The following is a 14902-nucleotide window of genomic DNA, read 5'->3' on the forward strand; positions in this document are numbered from 1 at the left end:
TCCCGGAAATGCGCGTACATCCCGGGATGTATTCAGGGCAGCCAGCCGGGCCGGATCCGTCCGGATTCGTAGGCCAGCACGACCAGTTGGGCGCGGTCGCGCAGGCCGAGTTTGGTGAGGATCCGGCTGACGTGGGTCTTGGTGGTGGCGTAGCTGATCGCCAGCCGGGCGGCGATCTCCTCGTTCGACAGCCCGGCCGCGACCAGGTCGAGGATCTCGGTCTCGCGTCCGGTCAGGACGTCCAGCAGCGGGGCGGGCGGCGGGGTGAGCCGGCCGGCCGTCTCGGCGATCAGGCGGCGGGTCACCGACGGGGCGAGCAGGGCGTCGCCGCGGGCCACCACCCGTACGGCGTGGATCAGCTCGTCCGGTTCCAGGTCCTTGAGCAGGAAACCGCTGGCGCCGGCGCGGATGGCCCCGTACACGTACTCGTCGGACTCGTAGGTGGTGAGGATGACGACCCGGACGCCGGCCAGTTCGGGGTCGGCGCAGATCCGGCGGGTGGCGGCGAGCCCGTCGGCGCCGGGCATGCGGATGTCCATCAGCATCACGTCCGGCCGGGCGGAGCGGGCCAGTTCCACGGCCTGTGTGCCGTCGGCGGCCTCACCGGCGACGGTCATGTCCGGTTCACCGTTGAGGATGGCGCGGAATCCCGCCCGTACCAGTGCCTGATCGTCGGCCAGGGCGACGGAGATCATCGCGTGCCGTCCTCGGCAAGGGTGAGGGGGATCCGGGCGCGGACCTGAAAGCCGCCACCGGGCCGTGGCCCGGCCCGCAGCTCGCCGCCGAGGGCGGTGGCCCGTTCGGTCATGCCGCGCAGGCCGTTGCCCTCGGTGACGGCGGCGGTCGAGGGTCCGTCGTCGGTGACCGTGACCAGCAGATCCGGGCCGTCCACCAGCAGGGTGACCTCGGCGCTGCCGGCGCCGGCGTGCCGGATCGTGTTGGTCAGCGCCTCCTGGACGATCCGGTAGGCGGCCGCCTGCACCGCGGCCGGCACCGTCGCCTCCACCGGCGTTGCGGTGACGTGCACCGGCAGGCCGGCGGCCTCGGTGCGGCCGATCAGGGCGGGCAGGCCGGCGAGCGACGGCTCGTCGTCGCGGAGCACGCCGAGCACCGTGCGCACCTCCCGCAGCGCCTCCTTACCGGCGGCGCGAATGGTGCGCAGCGCCTGGAACGCGCCGTCCGGTTCCCGGGTGTGCAGGGCGGCGCCGGCCTGCACGGTGATCATCGACAGTTGGTGGGCGAGGACGTCGTGTAGTTCCCGGGCGATCCGCAGCCGTTCCTCGGCGGCACGGCGCAGCGCCTCGTTCTCCCGGCTCGCCTCGGCCAGCGCGGCCCGTTGCTCGGCCTCTTCGACCTGCCGGGCCCGGCTGCGGGCCACCTCGCCGAGCACGACCGGCAGCAGCAGGATCGGCGCGATCCCGATGAGCGCCTGGATCGGGTCGCCGCCGGCCGCCGCGAACACGGCCGTCATCAGCATCGCGGCGGCGCCGGCCGGGACCGGCCCGCGTTCACGGGCGGTGGTGTAGAGGGCGACGACCGGCGCCAGGATCAGCGGCGCGTCCGGAAAGCCGAGCGGGTAGTAGAGCAGCGTCGCGGTCGCGGTGACGGCCAGGACGGTGACCGGGAAACGCTGCCGCCACAGCAGCGCGGCACAGGCGGCAGCGACCAGCGCCGCGCCGGCGGGCAGCAGCGGCCGGTCACCGTCGGCGCCGGTCAGCGCGGTGACCACGGTGAGCGCGGCGACGGCCGCGGCGATCACGGCATCCCGGGGCGGCCGCACCCGGTCAGAATCCCATGTGTAGGCGGATGCTGGTGCCGTCGCCACCGGTGTGGACGCGGACCAGGTCGCACAGCCGGTTCGCCAGGATCAGGCCGCGGCCGCCCTCGGCGTCCGGTGGCGGCGGGATCCGCCCGGCCAGCGGGTCGGACAGGTGGCCGCGGTCGTCGATCTGGCAGACCAGCCGGCCGGTCTCCGCCCAGATGCTGACCGTCCCGTCGCCGCCGGTGTGGGCGATGGTGTTCTCGGCCAGTTCGTTGACGGCGATCAGCAGGTCGCCGCCACGATCCGGATCCAGGCAGGCGGTTTCGGCGGTGACGAACCGGCGGACCGCGGCCAGGTCGGCGGCGTGCCGGTAGGTCAGGGTCGCGGCGGTGACCGGCACCTTCGGCAGCGGCTGGTTGAAGGCGGCGGCCGTGACGTACGGGTCGTCGTACCACGGGCTGGGCCGCCGCGCACCGTCGACGATCATCACCGGGTGGGTGCGCCACGCGTCGCGGACCCGGGCCGGATCCAGGCGGCCCACGTCGTACGGGCAGAGGATCGCCACGTCCCGGCCCGCGAACACCACGTTGATCAGCGCCTCGTGCGCGGCGCAGGCGGGGTACTCCAGGTCGGTGCGGCCCGGCCAGACCGGCTCGCCGACGATCGACACCCGGCGGTCCGGATGCGCGGCCGCGAAGGCGAGCAGCACCCCGGGGATGATCCGGCCCGGGTTGCGCCCGGCCACCGTCATGTCGGCGAACGTCACCCGGCCGGCGACGTCGGTGAGCGACTCGCGCAGCGTCTCCAGGTTCGGTGGCGGCACCGCGACCAGGACGGCGTCGCCGGCGTCCACCGCCTCCCGGACGAAACCGGTGACTCCGGACAGGTACCGGGCGCGGCTGTCGTAGAGCAGGCCGGGATGGTCGAAGACCGCGCCGTCGCCGGTGGCGGTCAGGGTCATGCGGTTGGTCCCACGTTCGTTTCCGAGGCGATCGATGTCGGCGGCCGGCGCACCCTCGCCGGTCGTCCCTTCAACGGTGGACTCTACTGCCCGAAACCGGCCGTCACCCGAAGGAGGGGTGCCGGGAACCGGCCGGCCCAAGATCGCGACTGTCGGTGCGGTGCGCCGTTGCATTTACGAGGAGACGAGACGATGAGTTTGCCGGATCTGAGTACCTACACCCCACAGCGGTCCATGCCGGACGCGGAGTTCGAGGGCACCACCGTGCCGGGGCTGCGCGCCGACTACTTCCGGAAGGCGGACGGCGATCGGGTCGCGTCCGTCGGCCGTTACCGCTACGGGGGCCGTGATGTGCTGATGGCCTGGGGCTATGCGGACGAGAAGCACTGTCGGCGGCATGCCGTGCACGACCCGGACCACGGGTGGCAGGACGTCGTCGAGGGCTGCCCCGACGTCCGGTTCCTCCGTGACGGCGACGGGCCGGTCACCGGGGTCGAGGTCCGTGCCCCGGGCGGCGGCTGGCTGCGCGCCTGACCCCGATCCTCGCGGCCGGCTTTCGGTCAGCGAGCCGAGGCCGTGCCGGGGAACCCGTCGACGGCCTCGGCGAAGACGGCCGCGGCGCGTGCGGCGACCTGGTCGTCCGGGCCCGTCCACAGGTCGTCCAGCCAGGGGCCGGCGAAGAGGCCGACCAGCGTCGGCGTGCCGTCCGCGGCGGTGGCGTCCAGCCATTCGCTCACACAGTTCTCGCCGGGACCGTGCACCCGGTAGTAGCCGGCCGGATGCACCGGCCAGAACCGCCTGTCGCACCGCAGGATCACCTTCTCCACCCGGCCCATCCCGAGCCGTTGCAGGGCGGTGCGGTGGATGGCGGGAAGCGGCGGGTCGAACGTGATCGCGTCACCGGCGAGCACCCCGACCGGCGCGGTCACGATGACCGCGTCCACCCGCAGGTCCTCGTCGAGGGTCACGCCCCGCGGGCCGGTGCGGATGTGGTGGACCGGCCGGTTCAGGTGGATGTCGAGGCCGTCGGCCAGGTGGTCGACCAGGCGCCGGTAGCCGCCCACGATCCAGCGGTCGCCCTCGCCGACGCCCGGTTCGAAGCCGTGCCGGGCGCTGAGCCAGGACAGCGGGGCGCCGGAGTCCATCACGATCTCCGCGTCGACGAACCGGCGGATGTCGTCCGCTGTCCACCGGCCGGGATCGGCCAGCCAGCCGTCGAGCACCTCGGCGATGCCGGCCTGCTCGGAGGCGCCGGCCAGCCGGGCCCGCAGATCCTCCTCCAGGCCGTCCGGGATCGCATACGGGGCGCCCAGCACGAGCGGGTCGGTGAAGTCGGTCGGGACCATCGGCAGGTCCAGCCGCTCGGCGAGCCGGGCCAGGATGTTGTCGTGGAACTGCTGCAACCAGTTGGCGCCCAGGTCGAAGCCGAAGCCGCCGACCTGGGCGGGCGCGGTCCGGCCGCCGACACGGTCCCGGGCCTCGAGCACCCGCGTCCACACGCCACGGTCGGTCAGCGTGCGGGCCGCGGCCAGGCCGGCGATGCCGGCGCCGATCACCGCCACCCGGGCATGTCCCTGCTCGGCGGCCCAGGCTCCGGCGGACACCCCTTCCTCGTACGCCCCATGCGTCATCGCCGCACGAGTGGCATGGGTGGCCTCCCCGGCGATCCGCAGGCGCGAGCCGATCGGGGCGCCGAGGTCGGTGCGGTGCCGCGGTGTGCCGCCCCGGCCGATCAGGCTCCACGATCCGCGCGCCCAGGGGTCGTCGCCCCAGCGGGAGACCGCCGACGCAACCACCCATTGCCAGATCGACATGCTCGGGAGCGTACGTCAGGCGGCATGATGGAGGCTGTGGGGCTGCCGGGGCCGCAGTGGCGTGATCGATGACCTGTGCCCGAAGTCTGGGACCTGTGCCCGAAGTCTGGCCAACAACGTACTGGTGAGTAACAATCACTCCGCGTTTTGAACTGCTTGCGTGCGTCGAACGTTTTCATGGTCAACATCTACCGAGGAGTCGACGTGGACATCGGTGTAATCAGGGACCCGGATCCGGGCGAGCGGCGCGTTGCCGCCACCCCCGCCACCGTGGCGCAACTGGTCAAACTGGGCTACCAGGTGGTGGTGGAGCCGGGAGCGGGCGCCGCGGCGTCGTTCTCCGACGAGGCGTTCGCCGAGGCCGGCGCCAACATCGGCGACCCGCTGACCGCCGACATCGTGTTCACCATCAACCCACCGGACGCGTCCCGGCTGGACCGGCTCGCGCCGGGCACCACCCTGATCGGGATGCTCAGCCCGCGGCTGAGCCCCGAGCTGGTCGAGGATCTGGCCCGCCGCCCGATCACCGCCCTGTCGATGGACGCGGTGCCGCGCATCTCCCGCGCCCAGTCCCTGGACGTGCTGTCCTCGATGGCCAACATCGCCGGATACCGGGCGGTCGTCGAGGCGGCGCACGCCTTCGGCCGCTTCTTCACCGGCCAGGTCACCGCGGCCGGCAAGGTCCCGCCGGCGAAGGTGCTGGTGGCCGGCGCCGGCGTGGCCGGGCTCGCGGCGATCGGCGCGGCCGGCAGCCTGGGCGCCGTCGTCCGGGCCACCGACCCCCGCCCCGAGGTCGCCGACCAGGTCCGCTCGCTGGGCGGCGAGTACCTGTCGGTCGAGGCCGCCGACGTCGAGGTCTCCGCCACCGGGTACGCCAAGGAGATGTCCGACGACTACAACGAGCGGGCCGCCCGCCTCTACGCCGAGCAGGCGAGCGAGGTCGACATCATCATCACCACCGCGCTGATCCCGGGCCGGCCCGCGCCGCGCCTGATCACCGCGCGGATGGTCGCCGCGATGAAGGCCGGCAGCGTGATCGTCGACATGGCCGCGGCCAACGGCGGCAACGTCGAGGGCACGGTCGCCGGCGAGGTGATCGTGACCGCCAACGGCGTCACCATCATCGGCTACACCGACCTGGCCGGCCGGCTGCCCGCCCAGGCCTCCCAGCTGTACGGCACCAACCTGGTCAACCTCATGAAGCTGATGACCCCGGAGAAGGACGGCCAGCTCGTCCTCGACTTCGACGACGTGGTCCAGCGGTCCATCGCCGTGGTCCGCGACGGCGAGCTGACCTGGCCGCCGCCGGCGGTCTCGGTGTCCGCGGCCCCGGTGGCCGCCGCCCCGGCCGCCGCGCCCGCGCCGGTCAAACAGCGCAAGCCGCTGCCGAGGCTGCCGCTGATCGGCGCCGGAGCGGGCGCGCTGTTCCTGCTCACCGCCCTGGCCCCGGCCGCCCTGCGCGGGCACCTCACGGTCTTCGCGCTGGCCATCGTGATCGGCTACTACGTGATCGGGCACGTGCACCACGCGCTGCACACCCCGCTCATGTCGGTGACCAACGCGATCTCCGGGATCATCGTCGTCGGCGCCCTGCTGCAACTGGGCCACGGCGGCAGCCTCGTGACCGCGCTGTCGTTCGTCGCGATCCTGCTGGCCAGCATCAACGTCTTCGGCGGATTCGCGGTCACCCGCCGCATGCTCGCCATGTTCACCAGGAGCTGACCCGATGACCATCGAAGCCGCGGCGCAGGCCGCGTACATCGTCGCCGCCCTGCTCTTCATCCTGGCGCTGGCCGGCCTGTCCAAGCACGAGACCGCGAAGGCTGGCAACACGTTCGGCATCGCCGGCATGACGCTGGCCCTGGTGGCCACGATCGGCCTGGCCGTCGCCGGCACGCTGCGCCCGGTCGACCTGGCCCTGCTCGTCACGGCCGTCGTGATCGGCGCCGCGATCGGCCTCTACCGGGCCGCCAAGGTCGAGATGACCGGCATGCCGGAGTTGATCGCCCTGCTGCACAGCTTCGTCGGCCTCGCCGCCGTGCTGGTCGGCTGGAACGGCTACCTGCACGTCGAGGCGCACCTGACCGGCGAGGAGGCGTTGGCCCTGGACGAGCTGGGCGTGCTCGGCATCCACAGCGCGGAGGTGTTCATCGGCGTCTTCATCGGCGCGGTCACGTTCACCGGCTCGATCGTGGCGTACCTCAAGCTCTCCGCCAAGATCAAGTCGAGCCCGCTGATGCTGCCCGGCAAGAACTTCCTCAATCTCGGCGCGCTGGCCGTCTTCGCGGTCCTCACCACCTGGTTCGTCATCGACCCGCAGCTCTGGCTGCTCGTCGCGGTCACCGTGATCGCGCTGGCGCTCGGCTGGCATTTGGTCGCCTCGATCGGCGGCGGCGACATGCCGGTGGTCGTGTCGATGCTCAACAGCTACTCCGGCTGGGCCGCCGCGGCCGCCGGGTTCCTGCTCGAGAACGACCTGCTCATCGTCACCGGCGCGCTGGTCGGCTCGTCCGGCGCCTACCTGTCGTACATCATGTGCAAGGCGATGAACCGGTCGTTCATCTCGGTCATCGCGGGCGGCTTCGGCATCGAGGCCGGGCCCGCCGACGACAAGGAGTACGGCGAGCACCGCGAGATCACCGCCGAGGGCGTGGCCGACCTGCTCGCCGCGGCGAGCACGGTGGTCATCACCCCGGGGTACGGCATGGCCGTGGCCCAGGCCCAGTACGGCGTCGCCGAGCTGACCCGGGTGCTGCGCGACCGTGGCGTGGACGTCCGGTTCGGCATCCACCCGGTCGCCGGCCGCCTGCCCGGCCACATGAACGTGCTGCTCGCCGAGGCGCGCGTGCCGTACGACATCGTGCTCGAGATGGACGAGGTCAACGACGATTTCTCGGGTACGTCGGTCGTCCTGGTCATCGGCGCCAACGACACGGTCAACCCGGCCGCGACCGAGGACCCCACCAGCCCGATCGCCGGGATGCCGGTGCTCAAGGTGTGGGAGGCCGAGGACGTGATCGTGTTCAAGCGGTCGATGGCCTCCGGGTACGCCGGTGTCCAGAACCCGCTGTTCTTCCGGGAGAACACCGCGATGCTCTTCGGCGACGCCAAGGACCGCGTCGAGGACATCCTGCGGGCGGTGACGGAGCGGGTCGGCGCCCGCTGACACGCACACACGACAACGCCCCGGCCGCGGACGGCGGCCGGGGCGTTTCTCGCGCAACCCCGCGCGCTCAGCCCGGCGGGCGCGGCAAAGGCGTGACCATCGACGCGGACCGTGCGGAGCGGGCGGGACGATTCCGGTGCGGTTGAGGGCGGGCTCACCCGTACCGGATCAAAGGGGGTAACGCCGCGCCAGGACGCCCAGAGCGAGCTCCGCCCAGGCGATGTTCTCGCGTTCGAAGCTGATGCCGCGCTGGAGGGTGAGGTACGGGCCGAGCCGGTTGCCGGTGGCCAGGAACTCGTCATCGGTGCGGTCGCCGAGGATGTCGCAAAGCCGGTGCTCGTAGCCTTTCAGCCGGCTGCGGCTGGCCTCGCGGTGGTCCTCGATCGAGGCGCGCACGCTCGCCACGTCGCCGTGTGCCAGCGCCTCGACCTGGACGAGCAGCTCGTCACGGACCGTCGTCGGCTTGGGGGAGCGGCGGGAGAAGGCGAGCAGCGCGGCCCGGCCCACACCGGTGACCGAGAACAGTCGCTTGTCCGGGCGTTTGTCCTGCTTGACGAGACGGGCCGAGAGCAGTCCCTCGGCCTCCATCTTCTCCAGTTCGCGGTAGAGCTGCTGCGGCGTGGCCGTCCAGAAGTTGGCGACCGAGCTACTGAACTTCTTGGCCAGGTCATAGCCGGACGACTCACGATCGGCCAGCGCCGCCAGCAACGCATTCCTCAAAGCCACGCCGAAATCCTACGGACGGCTGCGCGGCTGGAAATCCGGCGTGCTCTTGGCCATCACGGCCTTGCGCAGGATCTTGGTGTTCGGCAGGGCCAGCAGCCGGATCTGCGCGCGGCGCTCGCGGGCGAAGGTCCGCCGTGCGCTGCTCGTCAGCGCGCCGTCGACCAGGCGTTTCGCGGCGGCCAGCGCGTCCGGCGACCGGGTCAGCAGGCTCTCGGCGAACGCGGTCGCGGCCTTGACCGGATCGTCGGCCAGTTCGGTGACCAGGCCCAGCCGCTGCGCCTCGGACCCGGAGATCGTCTCGGCGGTCATGGTGAGGCGCTTGGCGACATCCGGGCCGGTCACCTCGGTGAGGCTGCGGATGCCCGACATGTCGGGGATGATGCCCCACTTGCCCTCGAGGACCGACCACTTCGAGTCGGGCGTGGCGTACCGGAAGTCGGCGGCCAGCGCGATCTGGACACCACCGCCGTAGCAGTGGCCGTGCACCGCGGCGATCACCGGCACCGGGATGCGCCGCCACGCCCAGCAGGCCTCCTGGAAGCGGTTGGTGCCGCGCCACGGGGCCGGGATGAACGCCCTGACGATGCGGCCCGGGGTGCGCATGGCGGCCGCGATGTCCAGACCGGAGCAGAACGAGGCACCCTCGCCGGCGATCACGACGGCCCGCAGCGTGCGGTCCTTGCGCAGCCTGCGCGCCACGGTGATCAACTCGTCCAGGGTGTCCAGGGCGAGGGCGTTGAGCTTGTCCGGGCGGTTGAGACGCACCTGCGCGATGCCGTTCTCCACGCTTACGCTTACATATTTCATTGACCTGTCCGTTTCTCAGAGGCGCGCGGCCAGCTCGGTGGCCTGCTTGATCGCCCGTTTGGCGTCCAACTCGGCGGCCACGTCAGCGCCCCCGATGACGTGCACGCTCACCCCGCGTTCGGTCAGCGGCGTGGCCAGATCCCGGACGGACGTCTGCCCGGCGCACAGCAGGACAGTGTCCACCTCCAGGACCCGCGCCACCCCGCCGACCGTGATGTGCAGACCCTCGTCGTCGATGCGCTGGTACTCGACACCGCGCAGCATCTCCACCCCGGCGTCCTGCAGCGTCGCCCGGTGCACCCAGCCGGTCGTCTTGCCGAGCCCCTTGCCGAGCGCCGTCTCCTTGCGCTGGAGCAGGTGCACCGTACGCCGCGGGGTGATCTTGACCTTGGTGGTGAGCCCGCCACGCGCGGTCTGCGGATCGGTGACGCCCCACCGCCGCATCCACTCCTCGAGTGGCTCGTTCGCATCGTGCAGCAGGAATTCCGCCGCGTCGAAACCGATCCCGCCGGCGCCGATGATCGCCACCCGCTCGCCGGCCTCGGCCTGCCCGCTGATCACCTGCTGGTAGGTGACGACCTTCGGGTGCTCGATGCCGGGGATGGCGGGAACCCGCGGCGCGACGCCGGTCGCGACCACCACCTCGTCGAACCCGGCCAGGTCCTCGACACTCGCCCGGGCGCCGAGACGCAGCGTCACCCCGCGAAGCTCGATCATGTGCCGGTAGTAGTCCAGCGTGTGCGCGAACTCCTCCTTGCCGGGAATCCGCGCGGCCAGCCGGAACTGGCCGCCGATCTCGGCGTCCGCCTCGAACAGCTCGACCCGGTGCCCGCGCCCGGCCAGCTCGATCGCTGCGGCCAGCCCGGCCGGTCCGGCGCCGGCCACGGCAACCCTTTTGACGGTACGGGTGGGAAGCAGCCGAAGTTCGGTCTCGTAACCGGAGCGCGGGTTCAGCATGCAGGTGGCCCGCTGGTTCTTGAACGTGTGGTCCAGGCACGCCTGGTTGCAGGCGATGCAGGTGATGATCTCGCGTTCCCGCCGCTGCTCGGTCTTGACCACCCACTCCGCGTCGGCGAGCAGCGGCCGGGCCATCGACACGAGATCGGCGTCGCCCGCGGCCAGCACCTGCTCGGCGGCTTCCGGCCGGTTGATCCGGTTGGACGCGACCACCGGCACCGACACCTCGGCGCGCAGTTTCCCGCTGACCCACGAGAACGCGCTACGCGGCACCGACGTGACGATGGTCGGCACCCGGGCCTCGTGCCAGCCGATCCCGGTGTTGAAGATCGACACCCCGGCCTCTTGCAGCTGCTTGGCGAGGTCGACGGTCTCCTCCCAGGACTGGGCGTTGTCGACCAGGTCGAGCAGGCTGATCCGGTACTGCAGGATGAAGTCGTCGCCGACCAGCTCCCGGGTGCGGCGCACGATCTCCAGGGGGAAGCGCATCCGCTTGGCCGCCGAGCCGCCCCACGCGTCGGTCCGGTCGTTGGTCCGCGCCGCCAGGAACTGGTTGATCAGGTAGCCCTCGGAGCCCATGATCTCGACGCCGTCGTAGCCGCCCCGGCGGGCCAGCAGCGCGGCCCGGGCGAACGCCGTGGCGGTGCGGTCCACCTGCCGGGCCGACATGGCCCGCGGCCGGAACGGGGTGATCGGTGACTTCTTCGCCGACGCGCCCAGGGTGAACGGGTGGTAGCCGTAGCGCCCCGCGTGCAGCACCTGCAGCAGGATCTTGCCGTTGTGCTCGTGCACCGCGTCGGTGACGACCCGGTGCGCCACCGCGTGACTCTCCCGGGTCATCCGGCTGCCGAACGGCGCCAGCCACCCCCGCCAGGTCGGCGCGTACCCGCCGGTCACCATGAGCCCGACCCCGCCGCGAGCCCGCTCGGCGAAGAACGCGGCCAGTTTCGGCAGGTCCTGATGGCGGTCCTCGAGTTTGGTGTGCATCGACCCCATCACCACCCGGTTGCGCAACGTGGTGTGGCCGAGGTCCAGAGGGCTCAGCAGGTGCGGGTACCGGCTCGCGGCGTCAGTGCTGCTCACGAGCGCCAATATACAAAGAATTGCATAGTAAAGAAAGTGACTATGGGCCGGTTCCTCAAGTCCGCTCGCGCACCGCCGATCCGACTCCCTGTACCACAACGGCGATCGAAGGGCGGGCAGTGGGGAACTCACCGTGCAGGGCTACCTCGTCGTCACTCTCCGTCGCTGAACCGGAAACCCGAATGCCTTTTCAGGCTGTTGGCGGCCGGAGTCCTGAGTCACACACGGTGACATCCGGTGGATTTGTCCCGCAGCCCGGCGGATACGCTCTGGCGGCTATGCCGGAAATCAACCAAGATCGAACAACCGTCCCGAGCCGCCGCAGGCTGGCACTCGTCCTCGGTGCGGTGCTCGTGCTCCTGGTCACCGTCAACATCGCGGCCAAGTACGGGCCGCCGCGCACCGGCCTGGTGGCCGGGCCGCTCGTGGCAGCGGGGCTCATCCTGCTGGGCCGCCGCGCCGGGCTCACCTGGCACGACATGGGACTGTCCCGGCGTACCCTGATCCCCGGCCTGAAATACGCGGTCGGGGCGGTTCTCGCCGTGGCCGTGGTCTACGCCATCGGGGCCGCCCTGCCGTTCACCCGCGGCGCCTTCGACGACGTCCGCTACCACCTGCACCTGCACGCCGCGCTGCTCACCGCCTTCGTGGTGGTGCCGCTCGGCACCGTGCTGCTGGAGGAGGTCGCCTTCCGCGGCGTCCTGCACGGCCTGATCAGCCGCCACCGTGGCGCGATGTGGGCGAGCATCGCCTCGTCGGTGCTGTTCGGGCTCTGGCACATCCTGCCGTCGCTGCGCCTCGCCAAGGCCAACCACGGCGTCGGCGCTGTCCTCGGCACCGACCTCACCGGCCAGATCCTCGCGATCCTCGGCGCCGTCGCCTTCACCGCCGTGGCCGGCCTGCTGCTGTGCGAGCTGCGCCGCCGCAGCGGCAGCCTCCTCGCGGCCGCCGCCCTGCACTGGGCCACCAACGGCCTGGGCCTGCTGATCACCGCGGGCCTCGCCGCCTTCCGCCTGGCCTGACCCACCGTCTCGGCTGGCATCGCGTGAGATATCCCGGCTGGCTCTCGGCGCTGTTTCGGCCGGCGTGAAACAGCGCCGAGAGCCAGCCCGGGGGCTCATCCGACCGGGACGCCGTACGGCATTCCGGTGACCGGCCCGCCGTACGCCGCGAAGGCCGACGCGATCGCCGCCGCGGCCGGAGGATAGGCGAGTTCACCCAGCCCACCGATCGGGGCATCGGAACCCACCAGCACCACCTCGATCGCCGGGCAGTCGGTGATCCGCGCCCAGGCGTAGTCCCGGAACGACGACTGCACCACCGCACCGTCGCGGACCGTGATCTGCGCGCCGAGAACCGTCGACACCGCGTCCAGAACGGCCCCCTCCACCTGCGCCCGGACACCGGACGGGTGAACCGGGACCCCGACGTCCACCGCGGCGGTCACCTTCCGCACCCGCCGGGCGGCCGCGTCGACGGTGGCCAGCACGGCGACCGCCGACCCGTAGTCCAGGTGGCAGGCGACGCCGTCCGGATCCGGATGCGACCGTGCCGCGGCGTCGAGGACCGCGCGCAGCCGCGAGCCGGCCGGCAGCAGACGCCGCCGGAACTCCACCTGATCATGACCGCCGGCCTGAGCGATCTCGCTGAGGAAACACTCCTCGGCATACCCGAACTGCCCCGCGTAGACGCCCCGCCAGAAGCCGGTACGAAGCGGCGCCGGACGCAGCGTCACCGTCACGTCGCCGGGCACCGCGTACGGGAAATGGTCGCCGCTGGCCTTCACCACCACCGGGCTGGCGAACGGCGGGCTGACCGACAACGGCCACGTCACCACCTGATGGGCCCGGCCGACCGGCAGTCCGTCGGCGCCGAGAGTGGCCGACAGCCGGTGCACCGACATCGGCCGGTACGAGTCGTGCCGGGTGTCGTCGTCGCGCGTCCACCGCACGCTGACCGGCTGTCCGGCCGCCCGTGAGCAGGCGACCGCCTCGAACACGGCGTCGGTCTCGATCCGCCGCCCGAACCCACCGCCGGCCAGCGTCGGCCGCACGTCGATCTGCGCCTCCGGCAGGGCCAGCGCCCGGGCCAGCTGGGTCCGCACGCCGCCGGGGTCCTGAATCGGCGCCCACACCTTCACGCCGGTGGCGGTGACGTGGGCGGTCGCGTTCATCGGCTCCATCGGCGCGTGCGCGAGCAGCGGCAGCCGGTAGACCCGCTGGACGGCGGGATCGCCCGGCACCGCGGCCAGCGCGGCCTCCAGCGCATCGAGCCAGACCCGGCTGTCGGCGGCCGGCGTGCCCCCGGTCCAGGCGACTTTCAGCAGCTCACGACCGCGCAGCGCGGTGGCCGTCCGGTCCGCGACCACCGCGACACCGCCCTGGCCGGCGCCGGGCGCGGCGAGCCGGACCACGGCGACCACCCCCGGCACGGCCAGCGTGGCGGAATCGTCGACGGTGTCCGGGATCGCGCCGATCCACGGCGGCCGGGCCACCACGGCGACCAGGCTGCCGGCCGGGGCGGACTCGGCGCCGTAGCGGGCCCGGCCGGTCACGATGTCACGGGCGTCCGAGCGCCCGGCCCGGGTCCGGCCGATCAGCCGCCACCTCTCCGGCGGGGTGAGCGTCACCGCGACGGTCGCCGGGTCCAGCGCGGCGGCGGCCGGCACCAGGCTGCGGTAGGGGAGTGCGGCGTGCGCGGGATGCCGCACCCGGCCCTGGCGAGCCGTGCACTCCTCGACCGGAACCTGCCAGCGGGCGGCCGCCGCGGCGATCAGCAGACAGCGGGCCGTCGCCGCGGCGGTGCGCAGGGGTTCGGCCATCTGCCGGCTGGACGTCGAGTTCGCGACCGCCTGCGGGCCGTAGGTGGCCGGGTCGCCGGGCGCCTGCTCCAGGGTGACGTCGGCGACCTCGACCGCCAGCTCCTCGGCCACCAGGACGGCGGCCATCGTGCGTACCCCCTGGCCGGTGTCGGGTTTGGGAACGGTCGCCGTGATCCGGCCACGCGCGTCCACGCGTACGAACACGGTCCTGATCTGTTGATCCTGGGCTGGGGCAGGAACAGCCACCACCAGCGCCGCGCCGAGAAAGCCCCGCCGGGTGATCGTCATCGGTCACCCCGGACGATCTCGGCGGCCCGCCGGACCGCCGCCCGGATCCGCGGATAGGTCCCGCAGCGGCACACGTTGTCCCGCAGCGCCCGGTCGATCTGCTCATCGTCCGGGTCCGGGATCTCCGCCAGCAGCGCCACCGTGCTCATGATCTGCCCCGGCTGGCAGTAGCCGCACTGCGCCACGTCCAGTTCCAGCCACGCCCGCTGCACCGGATGGTCGTGCAGGCCCTCGATCGTCGTGATCCGGGCGCCCGCCGCATCCTCGACACTGCGCACACACGGCCGCGCCGCCGCCCCGTCGATCAGCGACACACACGCACCGCACGCGCCGACACCGCAGCCGTACCGCGGACCGGTCAGCCCGAGCTCCTCCCGCAGCGCCCAGAGCAGCGGCGTCTCCCCGGGCACGTCCACCGTGCGACGCCTTCCGTTGACGTGCAACCGGTACCGGCTCAACTCCGCCTCCATCGACATTCGCAGATTGTTTGGCCAGCCGAATATCGGCCATACTCGTG

The 14902-nt window shown here is 72.3% G+C and carries 13 protein-coding genes; 4 read left to right on the forward strand and 9 right to left on the reverse strand.

All coding sequences use genetic code 11. The features are described from left to right. Positions 1 to 32: 32 nt before the first annotated feature. From IEZ13_RS36870 to IEZ13_RS36880, 3 genes are read right to left on the reverse strand one after another with little or no spacing between them, the layout of a single operon-like run. A complete protein-coding gene (locus IEZ13_RS36870) occupies positions 33 to 695 on the reverse strand; it encodes a response regulator (protein WP_183218547.1) in 663 nt (220 codons plus the stop codon). Beyond that, positions 692 to 1780, reverse strand: a complete 1089-nt coding sequence (locus IEZ13_RS36875; RefSeq protein ID WP_183218546.1) for a sensor histidine kinase — start codon at positions 1778 to 1780, stop codon at positions 692 to 694. Before IEZ13_RS36875 ends, IEZ13_RS36870 begins: the two co-directional genes overlap by 4 nt. Before the next feature lie 4 nt (positions 1781 to 1784). Continuing rightward, complete coding sequence (locus tag IEZ13_RS36880) at positions 1785 to 2723, reverse strand: sensor histidine kinase (RefSeq protein WP_183218545.1); 939 nt, start codon at positions 2721 to 2723, stop codon at positions 1785 to 1787. Positions 2724 to 2915: 192 nt separating this feature from the next. Between IEZ13_RS36880 and IEZ13_RS36885 the strand changes: the two genes are divergently transcribed. Then, positions 2916 to 3257, forward strand: a complete 342-nt coding sequence (locus IEZ13_RS36885) for a hypothetical protein (RefSeq protein ID WP_183218544.1) — start codon at positions 2916 to 2918, stop codon at positions 3255 to 3257. A 26-nt stretch (positions 3258 to 3283) separates the two neighbouring features. Here IEZ13_RS36885 and IEZ13_RS36890 read toward each other — a convergent pair whose 3' ends face one another. After that, positions 3284 to 4537 carry a flavin monoamine oxidase family protein gene (locus tag IEZ13_RS36890; protein ID WP_183218543.1) on the reverse strand — a complete coding sequence of 418 codons (1254 nt, stop codon included), beginning with the start codon at positions 4535 to 4537 and terminating at the stop codon, positions 3284 to 3286. Between the two features lie 204 nt (positions 4538 to 4741). On the opposite strand from IEZ13_RS36890, the gene IEZ13_RS36895 reads away from it, so the two are divergent. Both IEZ13_RS36895 and pntB read left to right on the forward strand, forming a co-directional pair. Then, the gene (locus IEZ13_RS36895) at positions 4742 to 6259 is read left to right on the forward strand and encodes a Re/Si-specific NAD(P)(+) transhydrogenase subunit alpha (RefSeq protein ID WP_183218542.1); all 1518 of its coding nucleotides are present in this window, start codon (positions 4742 to 4744) and stop codon (positions 6257 to 6259) included. A gap of 4 nt (positions 6260 to 6263) precedes the next feature. Beyond that, entirely contained in the window at positions 6264 to 7703 is a 1440-nt protein-coding gene (gene pntB / locus IEZ13_RS36900) for a Re/Si-specific NAD(P)(+) transhydrogenase subunit beta (protein ID WP_183218541.1), read from the forward strand. 168 nt (positions 7704 to 7871) lie between these two features. On the opposite strand, the gene IEZ13_RS36905 is transcribed toward pntB, so the two are convergent. The 3 genes from IEZ13_RS36905 to IEZ13_RS36915 are packed head-to-tail and all read right to left on the reverse strand — an operon-like array spanning position 7872 to position 11276. Next, positions 7872 to 8429, reverse strand: coding sequence for a PadR family transcriptional regulator (locus tag IEZ13_RS36905; RefSeq protein WP_183218540.1), 558 nt, complete (start codon positions 8427 to 8429; stop codon positions 7872 to 7874). A 9-nt stretch (positions 8430 to 8438) separates the two neighbouring features. Continuing rightward, the gene (locus tag IEZ13_RS36910) at positions 8439 to 9236 is read right to left on the reverse strand and encodes a crotonase/enoyl-CoA hydratase family protein (protein ID WP_183218539.1); all 798 of its coding nucleotides are present in this window, start codon (positions 9234 to 9236) and stop codon (positions 8439 to 8441) included. Between the two features lie 15 nt (positions 9237 to 9251). After that, the gene (locus tag IEZ13_RS36915) at positions 9252 to 11276 is read right to left on the reverse strand and encodes an NADPH-dependent 2,4-dienoyl-CoA reductase (protein ID WP_183218538.1); all 2025 of its coding nucleotides are present in this window, start codon (positions 11274 to 11276) and stop codon (positions 9252 to 9254) included. A 278-nt stretch (positions 11277 to 11554) separates the two neighbouring features. Here IEZ13_RS36915 and IEZ13_RS36920 point away from each other — a divergent pair, with 278 nt between their 5' ends. Continuing rightward, on the forward strand, positions 11555 to 12298 hold the full coding sequence (locus IEZ13_RS36920; protein ID WP_183218537.1) for a CPBP family intramembrane glutamic endopeptidase: 744 nt from the start codon (positions 11555 to 11557) through the stop codon (positions 12296 to 12298). A gap of 95 nt (positions 12299 to 12393) precedes the next feature. Here the strand turns inward: IEZ13_RS36920 and IEZ13_RS36925 are convergent, their stop codons facing one another. Continuing rightward, positions 12394 to 14385, reverse strand: a complete 1992-nt coding sequence (locus IEZ13_RS36925; RefSeq protein ID WP_183218536.1) for a xanthine dehydrogenase family protein molybdopterin-binding subunit — start codon at positions 14383 to 14385, stop codon at positions 12394 to 12396. After that, positions 14382 to 14861, reverse strand: coding sequence for a (2Fe-2S)-binding protein (locus IEZ13_RS36930; protein ID WP_229795507.1), 480 nt, complete (start codon positions 14859 to 14861; stop codon positions 14382 to 14384). The genes IEZ13_RS36925 and IEZ13_RS36930 overlap by 4 nt, the downstream gene beginning before the upstream one ends. Between the last annotated feature and the right edge of the window lie 41 nt (positions 14862 to 14902).

It is taken from the genome of Actinoplanes campanulatus, assembly GCF_014647795.1.
Classification (GTDB): domain Bacteria; phylum Actinomycetota; class Actinomycetes; order Mycobacteriales; family Micromonosporaceae; genus Actinoplanes; species Actinoplanes campanulatus.

What these genes read in the sequence shown, in the direction of transcription:
- IEZ13_RS36890 (WP_183218543.1), bottom strand. Translation starts at nt 4,537, where the DNA reads ATGTCGATCTGGCAATGGGTGGTTGCGTCGGCGGTCTCCCGCTGGGGC.
- IEZ13_RS36870 (WP_183218547.1), bottom strand. Translation starts at nt 695, where the DNA reads ATGATCTCCGTCGCCCTGGCCGACGATCAGGCACTGGTACGGGCGGGA.
- IEZ13_RS36925 (WP_183218536.1), bottom strand. Translation starts at nt 14,385, where the DNA reads ATGACGATCACCCGGCGGGGCTTTCTCGGCGCGGCGCTGGTGGTGGCT.
- IEZ13_RS36885 (WP_183218544.1), top strand. Translation starts at nt 2,916, where the DNA reads ATGAGTTTGCCGGATCTGAGTACCTACACCCCACAGCGGTCCATGCCG.
- IEZ13_RS36880 (WP_183218545.1), bottom strand. Translation starts at nt 2,723, where the DNA reads ATGACCCTGACCGCCACCGGCGACGGCGCGGTCTTCGACCATCCCGGC.
- IEZ13_RS36910 (WP_183218539.1), bottom strand. Translation starts at nt 9,236, where the DNA reads ATGAAATATGTAAGCGTAAGCGTGGAGAACGGCATCGCGCAGGTGCGT.
- IEZ13_RS36920 (WP_183218537.1), top strand. Translation starts at nt 11,555, where the DNA reads ATGCCGGAAATCAACCAAGATCGAACAACCGTCCCGAGCCGCCGCAGG.
- IEZ13_RS36930 (WP_229795507.1), bottom strand. Translation starts at nt 14,861, where the DNA reads ATGTCGATGGAGGCGGAGTTGAGCCGGTACCGGTTGCACGTCAACGGA.
- pntB (WP_183218541.1), top strand. Translation starts at nt 6,264, where the DNA reads ATGACCATCGAAGCCGCGGCGCAGGCCGCGTACATCGTCGCCGCCCTG.